The sequence below is a fragment of the Ruegeria hyattellae genome (assembly GCF_041537925.1).
In the GTDB taxonomy this organism is placed as follows: Bacteria; Pseudomonadota; Alphaproteobacteria; order Rhodobacterales; family Rhodobacteraceae; genus Ruegeria_C.
Genome location: NZ_JBGOSH010000018.1, coordinates 70,154 through 86,595 on the forward strand (window position 1 = coordinate 70,154; position 16,442 = coordinate 86,595).

14 protein-coding genes and 2 pseudogenes are annotated in these 16,442 nt (G+C 54.4%); 4 read left to right on the plus strand and 12 right to left on the minus strand.

Going from position 1 to position 16,442, the window contains the following annotated elements:
• The first annotated feature begins 99 nt into the window (after positions 1-99).
• On the plus strand, positions 100-423 hold the full coding sequence (locus tag AB1E33_RS26730) for a VOC family protein (protein ID WP_372580264.1): 324 nt from the start codon (positions 100-102) through the stop codon (positions 421-423).
• A pseudogene (locus AB1E33_RS26735) lies at positions 416-1,428 on the plus strand (IS5 family transposase). The gene AB1E33_RS26730 and the pseudogene AB1E33_RS26735 overlap by 8 nt, the downstream one beginning before the upstream one ends.
• 97 nt (positions 1,429-1,525) lie before the next feature.
• On the opposite strand, the gene AB1E33_RS26740 reads toward AB1E33_RS26735, so the two are convergent.
• The 7 genes from AB1E33_RS26740 to AB1E33_RS26770 form a co-directional block, all read right to left on the minus strand.
• On the minus strand, positions 1,526-2,908 hold the full coding sequence (locus tag AB1E33_RS26740; RefSeq protein WP_372580283.1) for an FGGY-family carbohydrate kinase: 1,383 nt from the start codon (positions 2,906-2,908) through the stop codon (positions 1,526-1,528).
• Positions 2,909-2,920: 12 nt separating this feature from the next.
• Positions 2,921-3,235 (minus strand): L-rhamnose mutarotase, encoded by a 315-nt coding sequence (gene rhaM / locus AB1E33_RS26745; RefSeq protein WP_372580265.1) that lies wholly within the window; start codon positions 3,233-3,235, stop codon positions 2,921-2,923.
• Positions 3,235-4,218 (minus strand): ABC transporter permease, encoded by a 984-nt coding sequence (locus AB1E33_RS26750; RefSeq protein ID WP_372580266.1) that lies wholly within the window; start codon positions 4,216-4,218, stop codon positions 3,235-3,237. The genes rhaM and AB1E33_RS26750 overlap by 1 nt, the downstream gene beginning before the upstream one ends.
• Entirely contained in the window at positions 4,215-5,213 is a 999-nt protein-coding gene (locus tag AB1E33_RS26755) for an ABC transporter permease (RefSeq protein WP_372580267.1), read from the minus strand. Before AB1E33_RS26755 ends, AB1E33_RS26750 begins: the two co-directional genes overlap by 4 nt.
• Positions 5,213-6,745: a sugar ABC transporter ATP-binding protein gene (locus AB1E33_RS26760; protein WP_372580284.1), complete on the minus strand. Its 1,533-nt coding sequence runs from the start codon at positions 6,743-6,745 to the stop codon at positions 5,213-5,215. Before AB1E33_RS26760 ends, AB1E33_RS26755 begins: the two co-directional genes overlap by 1 nt.
• A gap of 59 nt (positions 6,746-6,804) precedes the next feature.
• Positions 6,805-7,755 carry a rhamnose ABC transporter substrate-binding protein gene (rhaS, locus tag AB1E33_RS26765; RefSeq protein WP_372580268.1) on the minus strand — a complete coding sequence of 317 codons (951 nt, stop codon included), beginning with the start codon at positions 7,753-7,755 and terminating at the stop codon, positions 6,805-6,807.
• A 91-nt stretch (positions 7,756-7,846) separates the two neighbouring features.
• Positions 7,847-8,653 carry a DeoR/GlpR family DNA-binding transcription regulator gene (locus tag AB1E33_RS26770; protein ID WP_372580269.1) on the minus strand — a complete coding sequence of 269 codons (807 nt, stop codon included), beginning with the start codon at positions 8,651-8,653 and terminating at the stop codon, positions 7,847-7,849.
• A 187-nt stretch (positions 8,654-8,840) separates the two neighbouring features.
• On the opposite strand from AB1E33_RS26770, the gene AB1E33_RS26775 reads away from it, so the two are divergent.
• A complete protein-coding gene (locus AB1E33_RS26775; protein WP_372580270.1) occupies positions 8,841-10,943 on the plus strand; it encodes a bifunctional rhamnulose-1-phosphate aldolase/short-chain dehydrogenase in 2,103 nt (700 codons plus the stop codon).
• 22 nt (positions 10,944-10,965) lie between these two features.
• Positions 10,966-12,207: an L-rhamnose isomerase gene (locus AB1E33_RS26780; protein ID WP_372580271.1), complete on the plus strand. Its 1,242-nt coding sequence runs from the start codon at positions 10,966-10,968 to the stop codon at positions 12,205-12,207.
• 154 nt (positions 12,208-12,361) lie between these two features.
• On the opposite strand, the gene AB1E33_RS26785 is transcribed toward AB1E33_RS26780, so the two are convergent.
• The 5 genes and pseudogenes from AB1E33_RS26785 to AB1E33_RS26805 form a co-directional block, all read right to left on the minus strand.
• A complete protein-coding gene (locus AB1E33_RS26785) occupies positions 12,362-14,137 on the minus strand; it encodes a hypothetical protein (protein WP_372580272.1) in 1,776 nt (591 codons plus the stop codon).
• A gap of 89 nt (positions 14,138-14,226) precedes the next feature.
• Positions 14,227-14,499, minus strand: a complete 273-nt coding sequence (locus AB1E33_RS26790; RefSeq protein WP_372580273.1) for a hypothetical protein — start codon at positions 14,497-14,499, stop codon at positions 14,227-14,229.
• Between the two features lie 231 nt (positions 14,500-14,730).
• Positions 14,731-15,678, minus strand: coding sequence for a DMT family transporter (locus AB1E33_RS26795; RefSeq protein ID WP_372580274.1), 948 nt, complete (start codon positions 15,676-15,678; stop codon positions 14,731-14,733).
• Positions 15,679-15,934: 256 nt separating this feature from the next.
• A pseudogene (locus AB1E33_RS26800) lies at positions 15,935-16,057 on the minus strand (IS6 family transposase); the annotation flags it as partial.
• Entirely contained in the window at positions 16,039-16,263 is a 225-nt protein-coding gene (locus AB1E33_RS26805; protein ID WP_372580285.1) for a hypothetical protein, read from the minus strand. The pseudogene AB1E33_RS26800 and the gene AB1E33_RS26805, both read right to left, overlap by 19 nt.
• Between the last annotated feature and the right edge of the window lie 179 nt (positions 16,264-16,442).

Consider the following 16,442-nt stretch of genomic DNA (forward strand, 5'->3'; position numbering starts at 1 on the left):
TCACTTGTGCTTTGGGTTGTCCGACCAAGCAAAGAATGCCAGATCGCACCCTTCAAACGCATGACTTCCAATGAATTTAACTTTTTGAAAGGGTAACCGATGGCCAAAGCAATACATAGCATGATCCGGGTTCTTGAAGAAGGCCGGTCTGTCAAGTTTTACAAGACAGCATTTGATCTGTCAGTCACTGACAGACTTGATATTCGGGATTTCACTTTGCTTTACCTCTCCAACTCAGAGAGCTCGTTCGAGTTGGAACTGACCGTCAACAAAAAGACCACTCAGCCGTATGATCTTGGCACAGGATATGGTCACTTAGCGTTCTCGGTCGAAGATCTTGATACCGAGCGGCGTTGTTGCAAAACTCTCTCTTTGAAGGATTCACAACGTGAATCCATATGGTTAAACGGGGTGAATGAGTAATCTATCATCCACCCGCTACCGCACCATGAACTGGTCTGACTACAATGCTGGGCTCAAGAAGCGCGGGTCACTTCTTATCTGGCTGGACAATGACATGTCCTGGATTGCGGCGCATGAGGGTCGACCTTGGCGCCCGTCCGTCTTTTCGAATGCGGCGATCCAATTCACCCTGTCCATCAAGGTGCTGTTCAAGCTGCCACTGAGACAGACAGCGAGGATGGTCGCTAGCCTCTTGCGCATGGTCGGGTTGGACTGGCCAGCTCCCGATTACTCCACCCTTTGCCGTCGGCAGAAGGCCTTAGCCGTTCAGATCCCGCATCGCCGTGCCGACGGTCCCCTCAATATTCTGGTCCCCTCTCGGGACATTGCTGCGCAATGCTCTGTCGGGCAGCGGACAGCACCGGGATCAAGTTTCTCGGCGATGGCGAGTGGCAAGTCCGCAAGCATGGCGTTCGGGGTTGCCGTTAGCGGCGCAAGGTGCAACTGGCCATGGATACGGCTACCTCCGACATCTGCGCCGTCGAGTTCACTCCCAGCTGCGATGGCGACAGTCCGGTGCTGCCAGAGTTGCTCGACCAGATCCCGAAGGATGACGAGATCGGCACGGTGACTGCGGACGGCGCCTACGACACCCGGCGCTGCTACACCGCCATCATCGAGCGTAACGCCGCCCCGATCATTCCCATCCGCAAGAACGGTCGACCCTGGAAGGAAGACTGCTCGGCAGCTCGGGTCAGGAACGAAACACTACGCGCTACCCGGCACTACGGTCGGGCGTTCTGGAAGCGCTGGACAGGCTATTACGCTCAGAGCCGGATCGAGGCGAACCCTCTCATGGTTTGCAAGCAAACCACTGCCGGGCAGTGGATGCGTTGCCTCAAGGCATTCGGCAAGCGCATCACAGCAAGAGACCCTGACCGACAATCCGCAGAAATCCACATCCGCGTAGCTCTCATGAACCGCTTCAATACTCTCGTCACCGCCGAAATCGTTCGTGTGGCATGACACCCGTGGGGAAAGGGGCCGTCACGCTTCACGCGTGAATTACGCAACAACGCCCAATCAACGCCAAAATCTGTTTTGACGGAATCGCAAACAAGCCTCAGTTCCGCAAATTCCCATGCCAGTTTTCAGCATAAGAAAGCAGGTCGTTTCTGAAAGTACCTGGTTGTGGGGGGGGTGGTGCTTCAAGGGAAACGGCCGCGCTCGAAGGATCGACAAGCATAGCTGCGCCCTGGCCTGTCCCGGTGGCAGTTCGGGAAACCTTGATTGGCGCATTTGTAACAGCTGACAGCATCAAAAGAAAAGCACGGTTTGTGGCGAAGGGACCCTCGACGATGATCGGGCCTTGGTGGCCGATCTTCTTGAGGCAGCGGGAAGTGACCAGTGCAAGATAGAAACTGACCGCTGCTTTGCGAAGGGACGAACCCAAAGCGGGTTCTGGGCCGATCCAGTGAGCTTTCCGACCACGAAATGGCCCACATTCCGTGACAACCGCAGGAAGCAACATCGCTTTGTCTTTCAGTATCGTTAGCATGTCGGCATCCGAGGGAGTTGGGCAATTCTGGTACCCGACAGCGATGTCGTACTCTCGCCCGCCCATGAAACGTGCCGATGGAACAGCGTTTCCAAGGGCGTTTACATTGATAAGTGTGTCCGCGTTCGGGTCGAGCGCGATCCTATGCCTAGCGATCGACATCGCGATTACCCAAGTACCGGTTGAAACGACCGAAAACGGTGTCTGCTGGCCAATAACATGCGGCAGCAGTGAAGCATTTGAGTCGTGAATACCGCAAAAGACCCGAGTATCCAGCGCAAGACCTGTGCGGTCCGCGATGTCGGACAAAACGGTGCCAAGAACCTCTCTGGGGCGGCGCGGAGCTGCGAGTTTGCGTGCTATCCCAAGGTCTGCGACCAACGACGAGAAACGTCCTGTGTGGGGGTTCCACAGGTCAGTATGGCAGCCAAGAGAAGTCACATCCGTTGCTGCGACACCGGTCAAACGGTGTCCCCAATACTGAGGATAGGTCACGATCGTTTTCGTGCGTGTTTTCAGTTCCGGATCAACCTGAAATTGCCAGTACAATTGCGCGCCAACGTTAAGGCCCATCGAAAGTCTGGGAGACCCTGTTTCAGAAAAGGGAGGGCGAATGGTATCATAGGCATCAGCGAGCGTTTCTGGTCCGGTAAACTCATAATCCAAGATTGGTGCGGATAAGGAGCCGTCAGCAGCAAGCAGGGCGACGCACGCCCCATGTGTCGTCACGGATATGGCAGAGACGCCGTGCGCACGATGGAAATCCGCCAACCCATGCAGAATAAACTCCCAATGCCCTTCGACATCGAAATGCGGCCACGGGGCGCCTTGCAGCACGGTATTAGGCCGGGTGATGACAGCCAGCTCGGACATGTTGGCCAGATCGACCAACGCCAGTTTTGCGTTGGTTTTTCCGATGTCGATGACAGCAACGTGGCCCTTAACCATATGCAAGGCGCCTCACGACATGTGGAATACGGTTTCCAGTGGCTTGGCAACTGGTTCGTTGTCTTGATGGGTTTGCATAGTATCCGCCATATGCGCCCACCATCGCTGCACTATCGGGTGTGCTGGCAGGTCTTCCATTGTGTGATCATCGGTCCGCCATAGGACGCCAAACAGAATACCTGTTTCGTCATCTAGGTGGATCGAATAGTCAGACACCCCCGCCTGTTTCAGAAGATCCAGAAGCTCTGGCCGGATTTCATCATGGCGCCTGCGGTATTCGTCTTTGCAGCCAGGGTTCAACGTCATCTTGAACGCATATTTCTGCATCAGCCTCTCCACATATTCCAAAGGCGGGGCAGTGCGATGACTCCAATCAGAAGCGCACCGATCACGATGGACATCACGATGCCAGGTACATTCAGAAGCCCAAGCCCAAAGGTTACCAACCCCATCACAAACGCAGCGATGACAACACCGGGGATACTGCCTGACCCACCAAGAATGTTGACCCCGCCCAGCACGACCATTGTAACCACCTCAAGTTCCCATCCGAACGCAATCGATGGGCGTGTCGATCCAAGACGTGATGTAAGGCAGATCGCAGCTACACCAGACATCAGACCTGTCAGCAAGAACAGAAGGAACTTCACTCGCGCTACCCGGATGCCTGAGAACAGCGCCCCAGTGGGGTTGTTGCCGATGGCATAGACCGCGCGGCCAAAGTTGGTTTTGTGCAGGATCACCCCATAGATCATAGCAAGCAGCGCAAACAGGACGAACTCGAACGAAATAACCCAAAAGACATAGCCCTGGCCAAAGTAAGCAAAATCCGTCGGGTAACCCTTGTATACCTGATCCCCCAGGACGATATAACTGATCCCTCGGAACAGGCTCATGGTACCGATGGTGACCACGATTGAAGGCAAGCCCAGACGGGTAACCAAGACCCCGTTGAAGGCCCCGCACAGAACCCCAGTTCCCAAACCGACAAGGATTAAGACCGGCGTCCCGGCCCCCATTTGGACCGCCGCACCCATGGCCGTGGATGCAAGCGCGATTATCGAGGCAACAGATAAGTCAATTTCGCCCGAAATGATCAGGAGTGCCATTGCGAATGCAATCATTGCCTTTTCAGTGAAATTGAAAGTCGCGTCAGAAAGGTTCCACGCGTTGAGGAAATATGGCGAGGCAAAGCTGTTGGCGATGAAGATAGCGATGGCGACTACTAGCAGCAGAGACTCCCAGCTTTTTAGCTTCCGCTCCAATGGCGATTGCAATCGGTCGGGGATGAAACGGTCGGTGGTACTCATGCCGCATGCTCCGCTGATTTGAGGATGATCCGACCCTTTTCGCGATTGGCACGTGAGTTCAACGCCACGGCAATGATGATGGCACTGCCCGAGATCGCCAGTTGCCAGAAGGGTGAGACGTTGATGACAGGTAGGGCATTTTTGATCACACCAAGAAACAACGCTCCCAACAACGCGCCGCCAACCGAACCGATGCCGCCCGCAATCGAAACACCGCCGATCACACAAGCGGCGACCACATCAAGCTCGAACCCGCCCGCAATGTCGACATAGGCCACGGCATAGCGTGACACCCAGAGATACCCGACCAAGCCGGCCAGTGCACCTGAGATTGTAAACGCCCAGAACTGGGTCTTTCCGACATCGATGCCGGTGTAAGTTGCTGCGTGCGGATTGCCACCAACGGCATAGAATGCACGTCCCAGTGTCGTCCGCGTCATCACGATGGCGAACGTGATCACTGCTATGATGGCGATCCAGCTCAGCATAGGCAGGCCCAGAATTTCAGACCGAGAGAACGCTTTAAAAGCGGCGCTCATTTCGTGGCTGTTCACCCATTTTCCGTCGGAAATTAAAAAGATGATCCCGCGGAAAATGGTCATGGTGCCAAGGGTTACAACGATAGGCGGGATACTGAGTTTCCAAATCAAAATTCCGTTGACCATGCCCATCATCGTACCAAGAGCGACAGCTACGGTAATGATGACAGCGACTGGCACGCCTGGCGCTGTAACATTGATCATGGAAACGATCATGCCGGTCAGAGCAAGGTTCGCAGCCACTGACAAGTCGATACACTTGGTTAGGATCACGATCATCTGGCCGATGGCGAGCAAGATCAGAGGCGAAGTGTCATTAAACACATCGGCGAGGTTGGAAAGTGTGACGAAGTTTGGGAAGCGCATTGAGATCAGCACCAGTAGTACAGCAATCGCACCCAACAACAGGATTTCACGAGAAGCAATGAACCGTTTCAGCAAACTTGCGGCCTCCATCAGATACCTGCCGCATGGCGGACAAGGGTTTCGGGGGAAAGCTCTTTGCCTGCCAACTCCGCCGCGATACGGCCTTCACGCATGACGATGACCCGGTCGGACATTCCCATGATTTCGGGGATTTCTGAGCTAACCATAATGACGGCCAAGCCCTGAGCAGCAAGCTCAGCCATAAACTCGTGCACAGCGGCCTTGGACCCGATATCGATGCCCTTAGTCGGTTCATCCAGAATGATCACCTTGGGCTGCGTTGCCAGCCATTTGGCGATCACAACTTTTTGCTGGTTTCCACCAGACAGAGACCCCACAGAGGTATCAAGCGAGGCTGCGCGCAAACCCAAACGCTCTGTATATTCTCTGGCCAGACGAAACTCCTCCGCCAGTCGCAGAAAGCCGTGTTTTGAAGTTCGATTAAGCGACGGAAGCGTCACATTTTGAAAGATTGGAAGCGAGGTAATGGCGCCCTGCGTCCCTCTATCCTCTGGGACGTATACAACCCCGTTTGCTATTGAGTCAGCGGGAGAACGGATCACCCGGATATGTCCATCAATCTTGGTCACGCCTTTGGATGGTTTCGTGATCCCGAATAGCGCCTGCATAAATTCTGAACGTCCGGCTCCAACGAGACCGTAGAAGCCGAGAACTTCACCTTGGCGCAGTGTGAAGCCTATATCCGCAAATTCGGTCGGGTGATCGTACCCGACGACCTGAAGCACTTGTTGTCCAATCCGGCTGTCACGAGTTGGAAAGATCTGACTCACGTCCCGCCCCACCATCATCTTGACCAGTTTGGCTTCGGTAATGTCGGAAATTTGGCCGTCGCCAATGAACTGACCATCACGGAAAACAGTGAAGTGATCCGCTACCCTGAAGATTTCATCGAACTTGTGGCTAATGAACAGGATGGCTTTACCCTGCTCTTTAAGTGTTTCGACAAGATGATAAAGTTCTTGAATTTCTTTGTGCGACAGCGCTGCAGTTGGTTCGTCCATGATGACGACGCGCGCGTCGATGGACAGCGCGCGGGCAATCGCGACGAGGTGTTTATTGGCGATGCCAAGGTCACGCAGTTTGGTAGAAGGGTTAATTTCTGCGCCGATTTCTGACAGGATATCCTGTGCCCTTTGCTCCATGCCTGCCCAATCGATCAAGCCGAAACGACCACGTGGCGCATGGCCCAGAAAGATGTTTTCGGCGACCGACAGTTCGTCAAACAGTACTGTTTCTTGGTGGATGGCGGTGATCCCCGCGTCCGCTGCATCTTGAGCCGTGGAAAATTGTATTGCCTCACCATTTACATGGATCGCTCCGCCGTCAGGCTGGTAGATCCCTGTGAGGATTTTAACGACCGTGGATTTGCCCGCGCCATTCTCGCCAACAAGCGCGGTCACTTGGCTGGGGTAAAGCTTCAATTCGACCTCAGATAGAGCTTTCACGCCGGGAAAGGTTTTCGTGATCCCGTCAAGTGCAAGGATCGGTTCAAGAGCCCGGTCGGCTGCGGTTGTCGCTTCGGGTTGAATCTGCATGGCCATGTCATTCATTAGAAGTGATGACCCGGCGCGCAACGCCGGGTCGGGTGGTCAAGCCACAATCAGAAGATCGACTTGAAGTCGTCGACGTTCGAGCTGTCGTAGGTGAACGGATCGGACATCGCGGCCGACCCTGTGTCGTCCAGCGTCGCTTCACCCATACGCCCCATCGGAACCGAAGACCCCGCATCGGTCGCGGCCCCTTCATGTATGCTGTAGGCGAGCATGATTGCCGCATATCCAAGGTCGATCGGATTCCAGATCGCGAAGCTCTTCGTAGCACCTGACTCGACGCAGCCGGCCATTTCTGACGGTAGACCAAGACCGGTCACATTGATTTCGCCGATTTTACCTGCGTCGGTGACTGCCTGGCATGACGCCAAAATACCCACGGTAGTCGGAGCAATAATTGCTTTAAGATCGGGATATGTCGCCATCAGGCCCTGTGCTTCTCGATAGGACTTATCCGACAGGTCATCTCCGTAGACCGTCGAGACCAGATTAACGCCCGGGTAATTCGGCAGTACTTCTTTTGCAGCCTCAATCCATGCGTTCTGATTGGTCGCGGTTGCGGACGCCGACAGGATTGCAACATCGCCTCCATCGGGCATGTGATCCGCGGCCAGTTTGATGATCGTGTTGCCGATCAGTTCGGTTGACGATGGGTTCAAGTGCAATGCCCGGCCCTCGGGTGAAACTCCCGAGTCCCAAGATACAACGGTTATGCCGCGGCTCATCGCTTTTTTCAGAGCGGGCACCAATGCATCGGGATCGTTGGCCGAGATCGCAATGGCGTCGACGCCCTGTGCAATCAGCGAGTTAATAACCTCTATCTGACCTTCGGCGGTGGTATCAGTCGGACCAGTGTAGATGATCTCGACATTCCCAAGTTCCGCTGCCGCTTCTTCGGCGCCCTTGGCGGCAGCTTCAAAGAACCCGATGCCAAGAGCCTTAACTACGAGCGCGATACGCAAGTTATCCTCGGCAAACGCTGGGGTGCTGGTTAGGCTCATGGCAAGTCCGAGACCTGCGACCAGTTTACTGAAATTGCGACGGTGCATTGCATTTCCTCCCATAGTCACAACATTTATTGACGCGCTGACCCTAAGAAGCCGCTGCGTCTTCCTCCTGAGCGGCGCCGGATTCAGCGACGATCAAATTCACATCAGCAGCCTCAAGCATGGTGGCTGCAGTGTCCGAGATACGCTCGTCGGTGATCACAGTTGTGATCCGTTTCAACGGGCACAGTACGAGACTGGACCGGTTCTCAAACTTGGAGCTGTCGACAAGGACAATGAGTTCGTCCGCCTGACCGATCAGTTTCTCCTCTGCCTGGATCAGAAGCGGGTCTGCCTCCATAAGACCAAGTGGTCCCAGTCCTTGCGCCCCCATAAAAACGCGTCGCGCGTAGAAGTTGCGCGTCACATCGTTTTCGAAGGGGGAAAGAATGATGCTTTGCTCACGATAGATCACACCGCCTGACAGCATTACGGTATTCTTTGAGTGTTTGAGCAGATGCTCGGCAATCGGGAACGAGTTCGTAAAAACCTGCATCCGACGCGATGCTAACGGATGCACCATCTGAAAAGTGGTGGTGCCGCCATTGATGATGATCGATTCACCATCATTGCAAAGTTCTACGGCCGCACGTGCGATAGCCTGCTTTTCACGCGTCCGCATAGTTTCGTTAATTGCAAAGGGTCGTCCTGCAAGCCCCACAAACTGCGGCGGGTTGAGTGCTTCGGCTCCACCCCTTACCCTCTTTAGTTTGCGCTCTGCGTCGAGTGTGGCGATGTCACGACGTATGGTCGCCTCTGACGCGTCTGTCAGATTGCACAGATCCGTAACAGTAACGACTGGACGGTCCTGAACCGCAGAGAGAATAACTCTATGACGCTCTTTTTCGTGCATTTACGCCTCCCTTGATCGTCAAGACTGCGCAGATTCGACACTTCTGTCAATCAAAAACAATCAGATGCGATCACTCTGCGGCGCAGCATGATTGATATTGACTGTTTGTGATTGACAATTCTGAGCAGCCTTTTCAGGATGTACCCTAAGTCTAATTCAGGCGCGCGCCGCCGACCCGGAGGTCAACATGTTGAAACCTGAAGATAAATCGCTTCTGGATAATCGTTGGGATGAAGCTTCTGTCGCTGGAATGAGCGAATCAGAACTGCTGCTATACCGTTCGAATATCCTTGGCGCAGACAAGCGTGTGACAAATTATGGCGGAGGCAACACTTCGGCAAAGGTCATTGAATCCGATCCCCTGACCGGCAAAGACGTTGAGGTGCTATGGGTCAAGGGGTCCGGAGGCGACATTGGCTCAATTAAGATAGACGGGTTCGCGACGCTCTACATGGAAAGATTGAACGCACTGAAAAATCTGTATCGCGGTGTGGAATTCGAAGACGAAATGGTTGGCTACCTGCCGCATTGCACTTTCAAACTGAATCCGCGCGCCGCATCCATCGACACACCGTTGCATGCCTATGTACCACGTAAGCACGTGGATCATGTCCATGCCGACGCCATCATCGCAATTGCAGCTTCGAAAATCTCAAAGGAACTGACGCAACAGGTATTCGGCAACAAAATCGGTTGGTTGCCGTGGAAGCGACCCGGTTACGAATTGGGTTTGTGGCTTGAAGAGTTTTGCTTGGAAAACCCGGATGCAGACGGAGTGGTATTGGAAAGCCATGGGCTGTTTACCTGGGGTGACACCTCGAAATCCTGCTATGACATTACAATTGAAGTCATTAACGCTGCCACCCAATGGCTCGCCGAGATGACAACTGGTGTCGCACCGTTCGGTGGCCCTCGTTACCAGAGCCTTAAGCCTGAAGATCGGCGCGCCGTTGCCGCACAGCTGATGCCTGCGATCCGCGGACTTGTCTCAAGCAATCAGCATATGATTGGTCATTTCAATGACAGTGATGCGGTAATGGAGTTCGTCAATGCCAAGGGTATGGCACCGCTTGCCGAACTCGGAACATCCTGCCCTGATCACTTCTTGCGAACGAAAATCCGTCCTCTGGTGATCAATTTCGACCCAACGAAAAGTAATATTGATGAGGTGCTTGAAGGTTTGCCCGCCCAGGTCGCGGTATATCGCGACGACTACACCGCCTACTACAAGCGCTGTAAGCATGACGATAGCCCAGCACTGCGTGATCCTAACGCCGTAGTCTACCTGGTGCCTGGGGTTGGTATGATCACCTTTGCCAAGGACAAGGCCACGGCACGTATATCCGGCGAGTTCTACATCAACGCCATCAATGTGATGCGCGGAGCCTCCTTGGTCAGCGAATATGTCGGTTTGCCAGAGCAAGAAGCCTTCGACATCGAGTATTGGCTTTTGGAAGAGGCCAAGCTGCAGCGCATGCCAAAGCCAAAATCGCTTGCAGGCCGGGTTGCATTGGTCACCGGTGGGGCTGGTGGGATCGGTGCAGCGACGGCTGAACGTTATCTTTCTGAAGGCGCTTGTGTTGTCCTCGCGGATATAAATGCCGACGGCCTTGCCGCTACCCAAACAGCGCTCGCGGCAAAGTACGGTGCCGACGTAATGCGCAGCGTGACCATGGATGTTACCAATGAAGAAACTGTGGCACGTTCATTCAACGAAGCCGCCTGCGAGTTCGGCGGAGTTGATATCCTCGTATCTAATGCGGGTATTGCGTCCTCGGCTCCGATTGAGGAAACGTCACTGGCTCTTTGGAGTAAGAGTATGGATATCCTCAGCACGGGATACTTTCTTGTCAGTCGCGAGGCTTTCAAGTTGCTCCGGCTGCAGGGCTTGGGCGGCTCCATAGTATTTGTTGCCTCCAAGAATGGGCTGGCGGCCTCACTCAACGCCTCGGCATACTGCACGGCCAAAGCCTCCGAAATCCATCTTGCGCGGTGTCTGGCGCTGGAAGGGGCTGAGGCGGGTATCCGAGTGAACGTCGTCAACCCCGATGCAGTTCTGCGTGGATCCAAAATCTGGGAGGGTGACTGGCTAGATCAGCGCGCTTCTACCTACGGAACAAACAAGGAAGGGCTGGAGGAAATGTATCGCCAGCGATCGATGCTTAAACGTTCGGTCCTGCCGGAAGATATTGCCGAGGCCTGTTATTTCTTCGCGGCTGAAACCTCGGCAAAATCCACGGGCAACATATTGAACGTGGATGCAGGAAACGTTCAGGCTTTCACTCGTTGAGGTTATACGAAGGAGCGAAGTTATGAGCATCTATGATAACGCGAGGCAACAGTTCGCAGATTGGGGCGTCGACACCGAAGCCGCCATCGAGCAGCTAAAGACCATCCCGATTTCCATGCATTGCTGGCAGGGAGATGACGTTGTTGGTTTCGAAAAGAAATCGGGCAGCTCAGGCGGCGGGATCCAGGCCACAGGTAATCACCCAGGCCGAGCGCGCACGCCGGACGAACTACGGGCTGATCTGCAATTTGCTTACTCGCAGATTCCGGGGGTGCACCGTCTCAACCTTCACGCGATGTACCTGGACACTGATGAAACACCCGATCGCGATCAAATCGAGTACCGCCACTTCGCCTCTTGGGTCGATTGGGCCAATGAGCAAAACATCGGGTTGGATTTCAATCCCACCTTCTTTGCCCACGAGAAAGCTGACGACAATCTAACCCTCGCGCACCCTGATCAAGGCATCCGCGACTTCTGGATTGAGCATGGCAAACGCACACGCGATATTGCAGCGCAATTCGGTGCTGCGCAGGGCAATGCATGCATCAACAACATTTGGGTTCCTGATGGCATGAAAGACCACCCGATCGACCGGATGGCGCCCAGAAAGCGGCTTGAGAACTCGCTGGACGCGATGTTGTCGGAACAGCTCGACTCCCGGCATCTTCTGGACGCTGTAGAAAGCAAATTGTTCGGCATTGGGGTCGAGGCTTACACGGTTGGCAGCCATGAATTCTATCTGGGCTTTGCGACGCGGAAGGGAACGCTTCTTTGCCTCGACATGGGGCATTTTCACCCGACCGAAAACATCGCCGACAAGCTAAGTTCTGTTGCCCTGTCAGTGGGCGAAATCCTGCTTCACGTCTCTCGCCCGATGCGCTGGGACAGCGATCACGTTATCTTGCTCGATGACTCCATTCTTGCCATGGCGCAGGAACTGGTTGCATGCGATCTACTTGGCCGCACTCATATCGGGCTTGATTTCTTCGATGCCACGATCAGCCGAACTGCCGCATGGGTCATCGGAACACGCAATATGCAGAAGGCTCTGTTGCGCGCACTTCTTCTTCCTTTGGATCAATTGAGGACCGCAGAAATCTCGCTGGACTTCACAACGCGCTTCATGATGACAGAAGAGATTAAGGATCTGCCCTTCAATGCGGTCTGGGCCGAGTACTGCGAACGGATGGATGCCAAGTGCGGGAAAGCCTTGCTTAGGGAACTCGACAGTTTCCAAAGCAAAGTTTCGGTGCGAGGATAGAGGAGTTGGAAACGGGAAGCAGACGTTCTTAGCGTTGAGGTCGAGCGGCAGGAATGGGCATCCTAGATCCAACGGCCGGTTTGGGCCGATATTGCCAAACTCCTAAAGCAATGCATTTGCATGCCGCATTACTCTCACAATTTTCACGCGGATATCAATCAATGCTAGCAAACAGCGCCGGGTCCGAGAAGGGCACATAATAGCCAGTGGCTGAAACTAAAGCGGTCTTTCCCTCCCAAACGCCGTCCGGCAGATCGAAGTGAACTTCTGTACGCTCGCCATAGCCAAGGATCAGCTCTTGGCCATCCATTTCTGCCAGAACATCAGGCCAGACTGCCGGGTATGCGGTTTCACCCCCCTTGTCGTCGCGCAAGATCAGCGTAATCTGGTCAAGATGGGCTAGTTCATGCTCTTTTTCGCGGATCTCAAGCCGCCCTTCGAAGTGGCGCAGCTCAAGCTCTTCCGTCCGTTTTTTGCCCGGGCTCGTTGCGCCGAAAAGGAAGTGGTTCTCCTCAACCCAGATTTCGCCATCGGAATGATAGGTATAAATGTAGGGGCAACTACCGATGCCACCGCCGGCAAAAAGTATGAAATTGTTCGGGTCGTGCTGGCGGAAATCGTATGTCTTGCCGTCAATTTCCAATCCCCGGATCGCCCAGGCTGGGCCGTATTCGAACCTTTCCACTAAATTCGGTATGCGACCGGTTGGAAGATCTTCTGCGTTGAGAGCAAACAGCGCGTTCCCGGTTTCGGAAGGATGCACAAACATGATCGGTGTTTGACCAGATGACACCGCTTCATTGCGGATTGCTTCCCCATCTGCAAAATTGTCTCGATACCCCGAAGCGATCCAGTCGAAGTATTCCGGTATCAGCGGCATTTCGATACGCACAGGTATGATAAGTTTTTCGCCCGACGCAAGAACGCCCGGGGGCCACAGGCGTTTCTCGACTGGTGTTGCCGCTTCCAGCAAAGTCTGTGTTTCTGCGTGCCGGCGGAGTGTCATTTCGCCGGTTTCCGCGATGGTGAATGCACCCACGTCTATCGGCTGATCGCCGACATTTTCAAGAACGGCCACCAGCAGGTCCGCGCTGCGCGTATGGGCAGTGAAGGACCAACCATAATGAACCCCTGGCTCACCGGTGACGAGGGCATAGTTCTCGGGAAGCCCGTTGCGCGCGACATAGCGCAGCGCCTCCAGCGTGCGGTGTTCGATCCGCCGTCCATGATCGAACCCAGCACCGGCATTGGCAAACTTCCCGCGGTCGGAGCGCTGACGCAAGCTGCTCATGTCTTTCGCATCATTTGAAATGTTGAGGGCCCGGCCCAAATAGGCATCATAGCGCGCTTCGTAGTTTTCCAGATCAGCTGAATTCAGAGACCTCCAGAGCGTTGGAGCTGTCATCCGCTGTCCTTGTTCAACCCATCTCATTGATTCCGATGAGCTGCCCCAAAAAGCCGCATAGCCCGCAGGTATGGCCCCGCGTATGAAGAGGGACTCGGCTGCGTCAAGATCGGGAATAAAAAGCAAACCTTGTCCGAAAACGTTCCAACCATCACCCTGCCTTAGTTCGGGAATCGCTCCAGCTTCGCCTTGCGAAACGGTGACGCCGACATCGACCTGGCGGGCGTAGTCCGCCAGGCTCATGCCAAAATCCCCACCCTCGAACCCGACCTTCCCCCAAAGATCGCTGCCCCAGATTTCCTGACCAAAACGATCTGTGAGAGTACGTATTTCCTTGTGGATGGGATTGTTTACAATGGCCTGTTGACCACCGAGATATTTTTCCCATTCAGGTGACAGCTTGCCGTTGATGAGAAAGCTCTGACCGATACCTCCCAACCGATAATACACAACCCGGAACTTGGGCTTCTGGTTGCTGTCCTTGTAGCAGACGACGGTCACGTCGCCCCCCACGTTCTTGACCACGGGGCTGCAATCTCCATAGGTGGTTATTTCTTGGGCTCTGACACCGTATGGCATAGCAAATACCGTAAGCATGATTGCTAGCGCCCGGATCATTGGTTGCCCGTTATGTTCACATCGCCATCCGTATTTTGAACAACCGGGCTATTGTCGCCAGTTGTTGTGACACCCCCTTCTGCTGCGTTCTCTTGTTGCGGTGACGTTGAGCCACTCGATAAGAGGCCCGCCTTTTCGACCGCCGTAAGAAGTGCCGCTATTGCGGTCACAATTGCGGCAATTCCGGTAAGGATGCCCGGCACGGTCTTCCAAAAGGAAGTTTTCTCGGGCTTTTTCTCGCCTTCAGGTTCTAACGGCTGGTCTTGCATTCTAGATGGAATTCATCATTCCGTTGCCTCAAATTACGGCTAAGTTAAAGACGAGACAACTATAAGTTTGTTGCATTTTAGTGGCGGAAGTTTTTTGACCCAATTTCGCACCAAGTCGTCCTCGGCTTTTCCTGAATTCGGCACCGTGAATGAGCGGCCGCTTTCAGGAACATGATCAATAGAATTCAAGTAGAGCCGAATGTCAGGTAAGGGCCGCGAGCGCGTGTAGTCTTAGATTGGAGGTGCTGCGCGCTCAGTGACCAACTGTCTGGCTACGACCCTTTCACGATGTATCATGTACAGCCCAGCACTGATGATGATGGCAATACCAATCAGGCTCAGCGTGTTCGGGAAGTCTTTGAAGACAAGATAGCCGAACAGGGTCGCTACCGGCAGTTCAAAGTACTGCAGAGGGGCCAATGTCGCTGAAGGCGCAAACGAAAGCGCATAGGTCATCATCATGTGGCTCACCGTCGCAAAAAAACCAGCTCCCAGAAGCCACAACAACGCGATGTCTGTCGGCCAAACGGGATCGAACAGCTCGGAGCCGGAACCTTGCGCAACTAATAAGGTTGGAATGCAAAACAGACTGGCAATCAGGCCAGTGTGGAATTGCAGAGCCACGGGGTGCATGCGACGCGACAATCCGCGCGTCACAAGAATGTAGAAAGCGAAGGCTACTGCCGTACCAAGCGGAAGTATTGCAACTGCGCCAAAGGCCGCGAAACTGGGCTGGATGACGAACAATACCCCAACAAACCCTACAAGAGCCGCCCCGACACGACGGGGGCCGACATCTTCACCAAGATAAAACTTGCCGACCAACAAGACAATGAACGGCGCCACAAATACGATTGCCAATGCATCGGCAAGCGGCATCACACGGATTGCCGCAATGAAGCAAAAGGTTGCGAACAGCAAAAGTAATGAGCGAAACACGAGCACCACCAATTGACCTTCTGCCACACGCAATGACAGTCCCATTATCCAGATGAACGGTGCCATCAACGCGCACTGCACGATAAAGCGAGCAGCCGTAATCTGCCCAACAGGCACACTGGCCGATGCGAGTTTCGCCGCAACATCCAGCAAAGGGGCAGTCAGGCAAAATCCAAGCATCAGCGCAACGCCTGAAAGGACGCGATCCGTAGATTGATGTATGGAATCAGCAGATGTCATCCCATCATGTAGAAATGTCGCCAAATGCGTGTCTGTTCTCTATGCGACCCCAGGCGAAAGTCCCGCAATCCGCGAGTTCGGGTTGAGTTAGAAATTGCGCCCGCAGCGAACGGCAGGTTCGACGGGCTGCACAGCAGCATCAGATGGCCGGGTTCAAGGTCGGCTCTGGGCCGTCCTTGAGATCTTCCAGCGTAGGGACAAGGCGGGCATTGCCAAGTTGTTTGCGTTCGATTGTGAAGCATCGGAAAAGGCAGGGTCATGCTGCCATTTCGGTGGTGTAAGCGGCCCAGAGGCTGAACGCATCGTTGCGGGCGTGGCGGTATGAGGTTGCGGTGAGTTGATAGCGGCGGGGACGGAATATCAGGTTGATCTGGTTAGGCCTTGGCAAAGCCCGGGTCGATCTCGGCGGCGCGCAAAAAAGGCATTGCGGGCCAGCAGATTGTCTTCTGTCGTGAACTTTTCCCAATGAACCATGCCCTTGAGGAACATGTCATAGGCCCGCAAGTCGCGCGTTGGAAGCCTTTCGACGCGGGCAAGTTCGGCCCGGCGCAGCCGGCCATTGGCGACCTCGACCGGTCCAATCACGCCGACAACACGGGTTGCAAGATCGCTCCGTATCCCTGTCCGTGATCAGCACCTTTGGGCCTGATTAGAGTATTTGCATAACGGAAGGTTTCTGGCTCATCTGAACCGTCAAGGAGTGAAGATGAGACTGAAAGTTGGAACCGACAAACCGGCGGCCGAACGGGTCGTCAAAGACATCC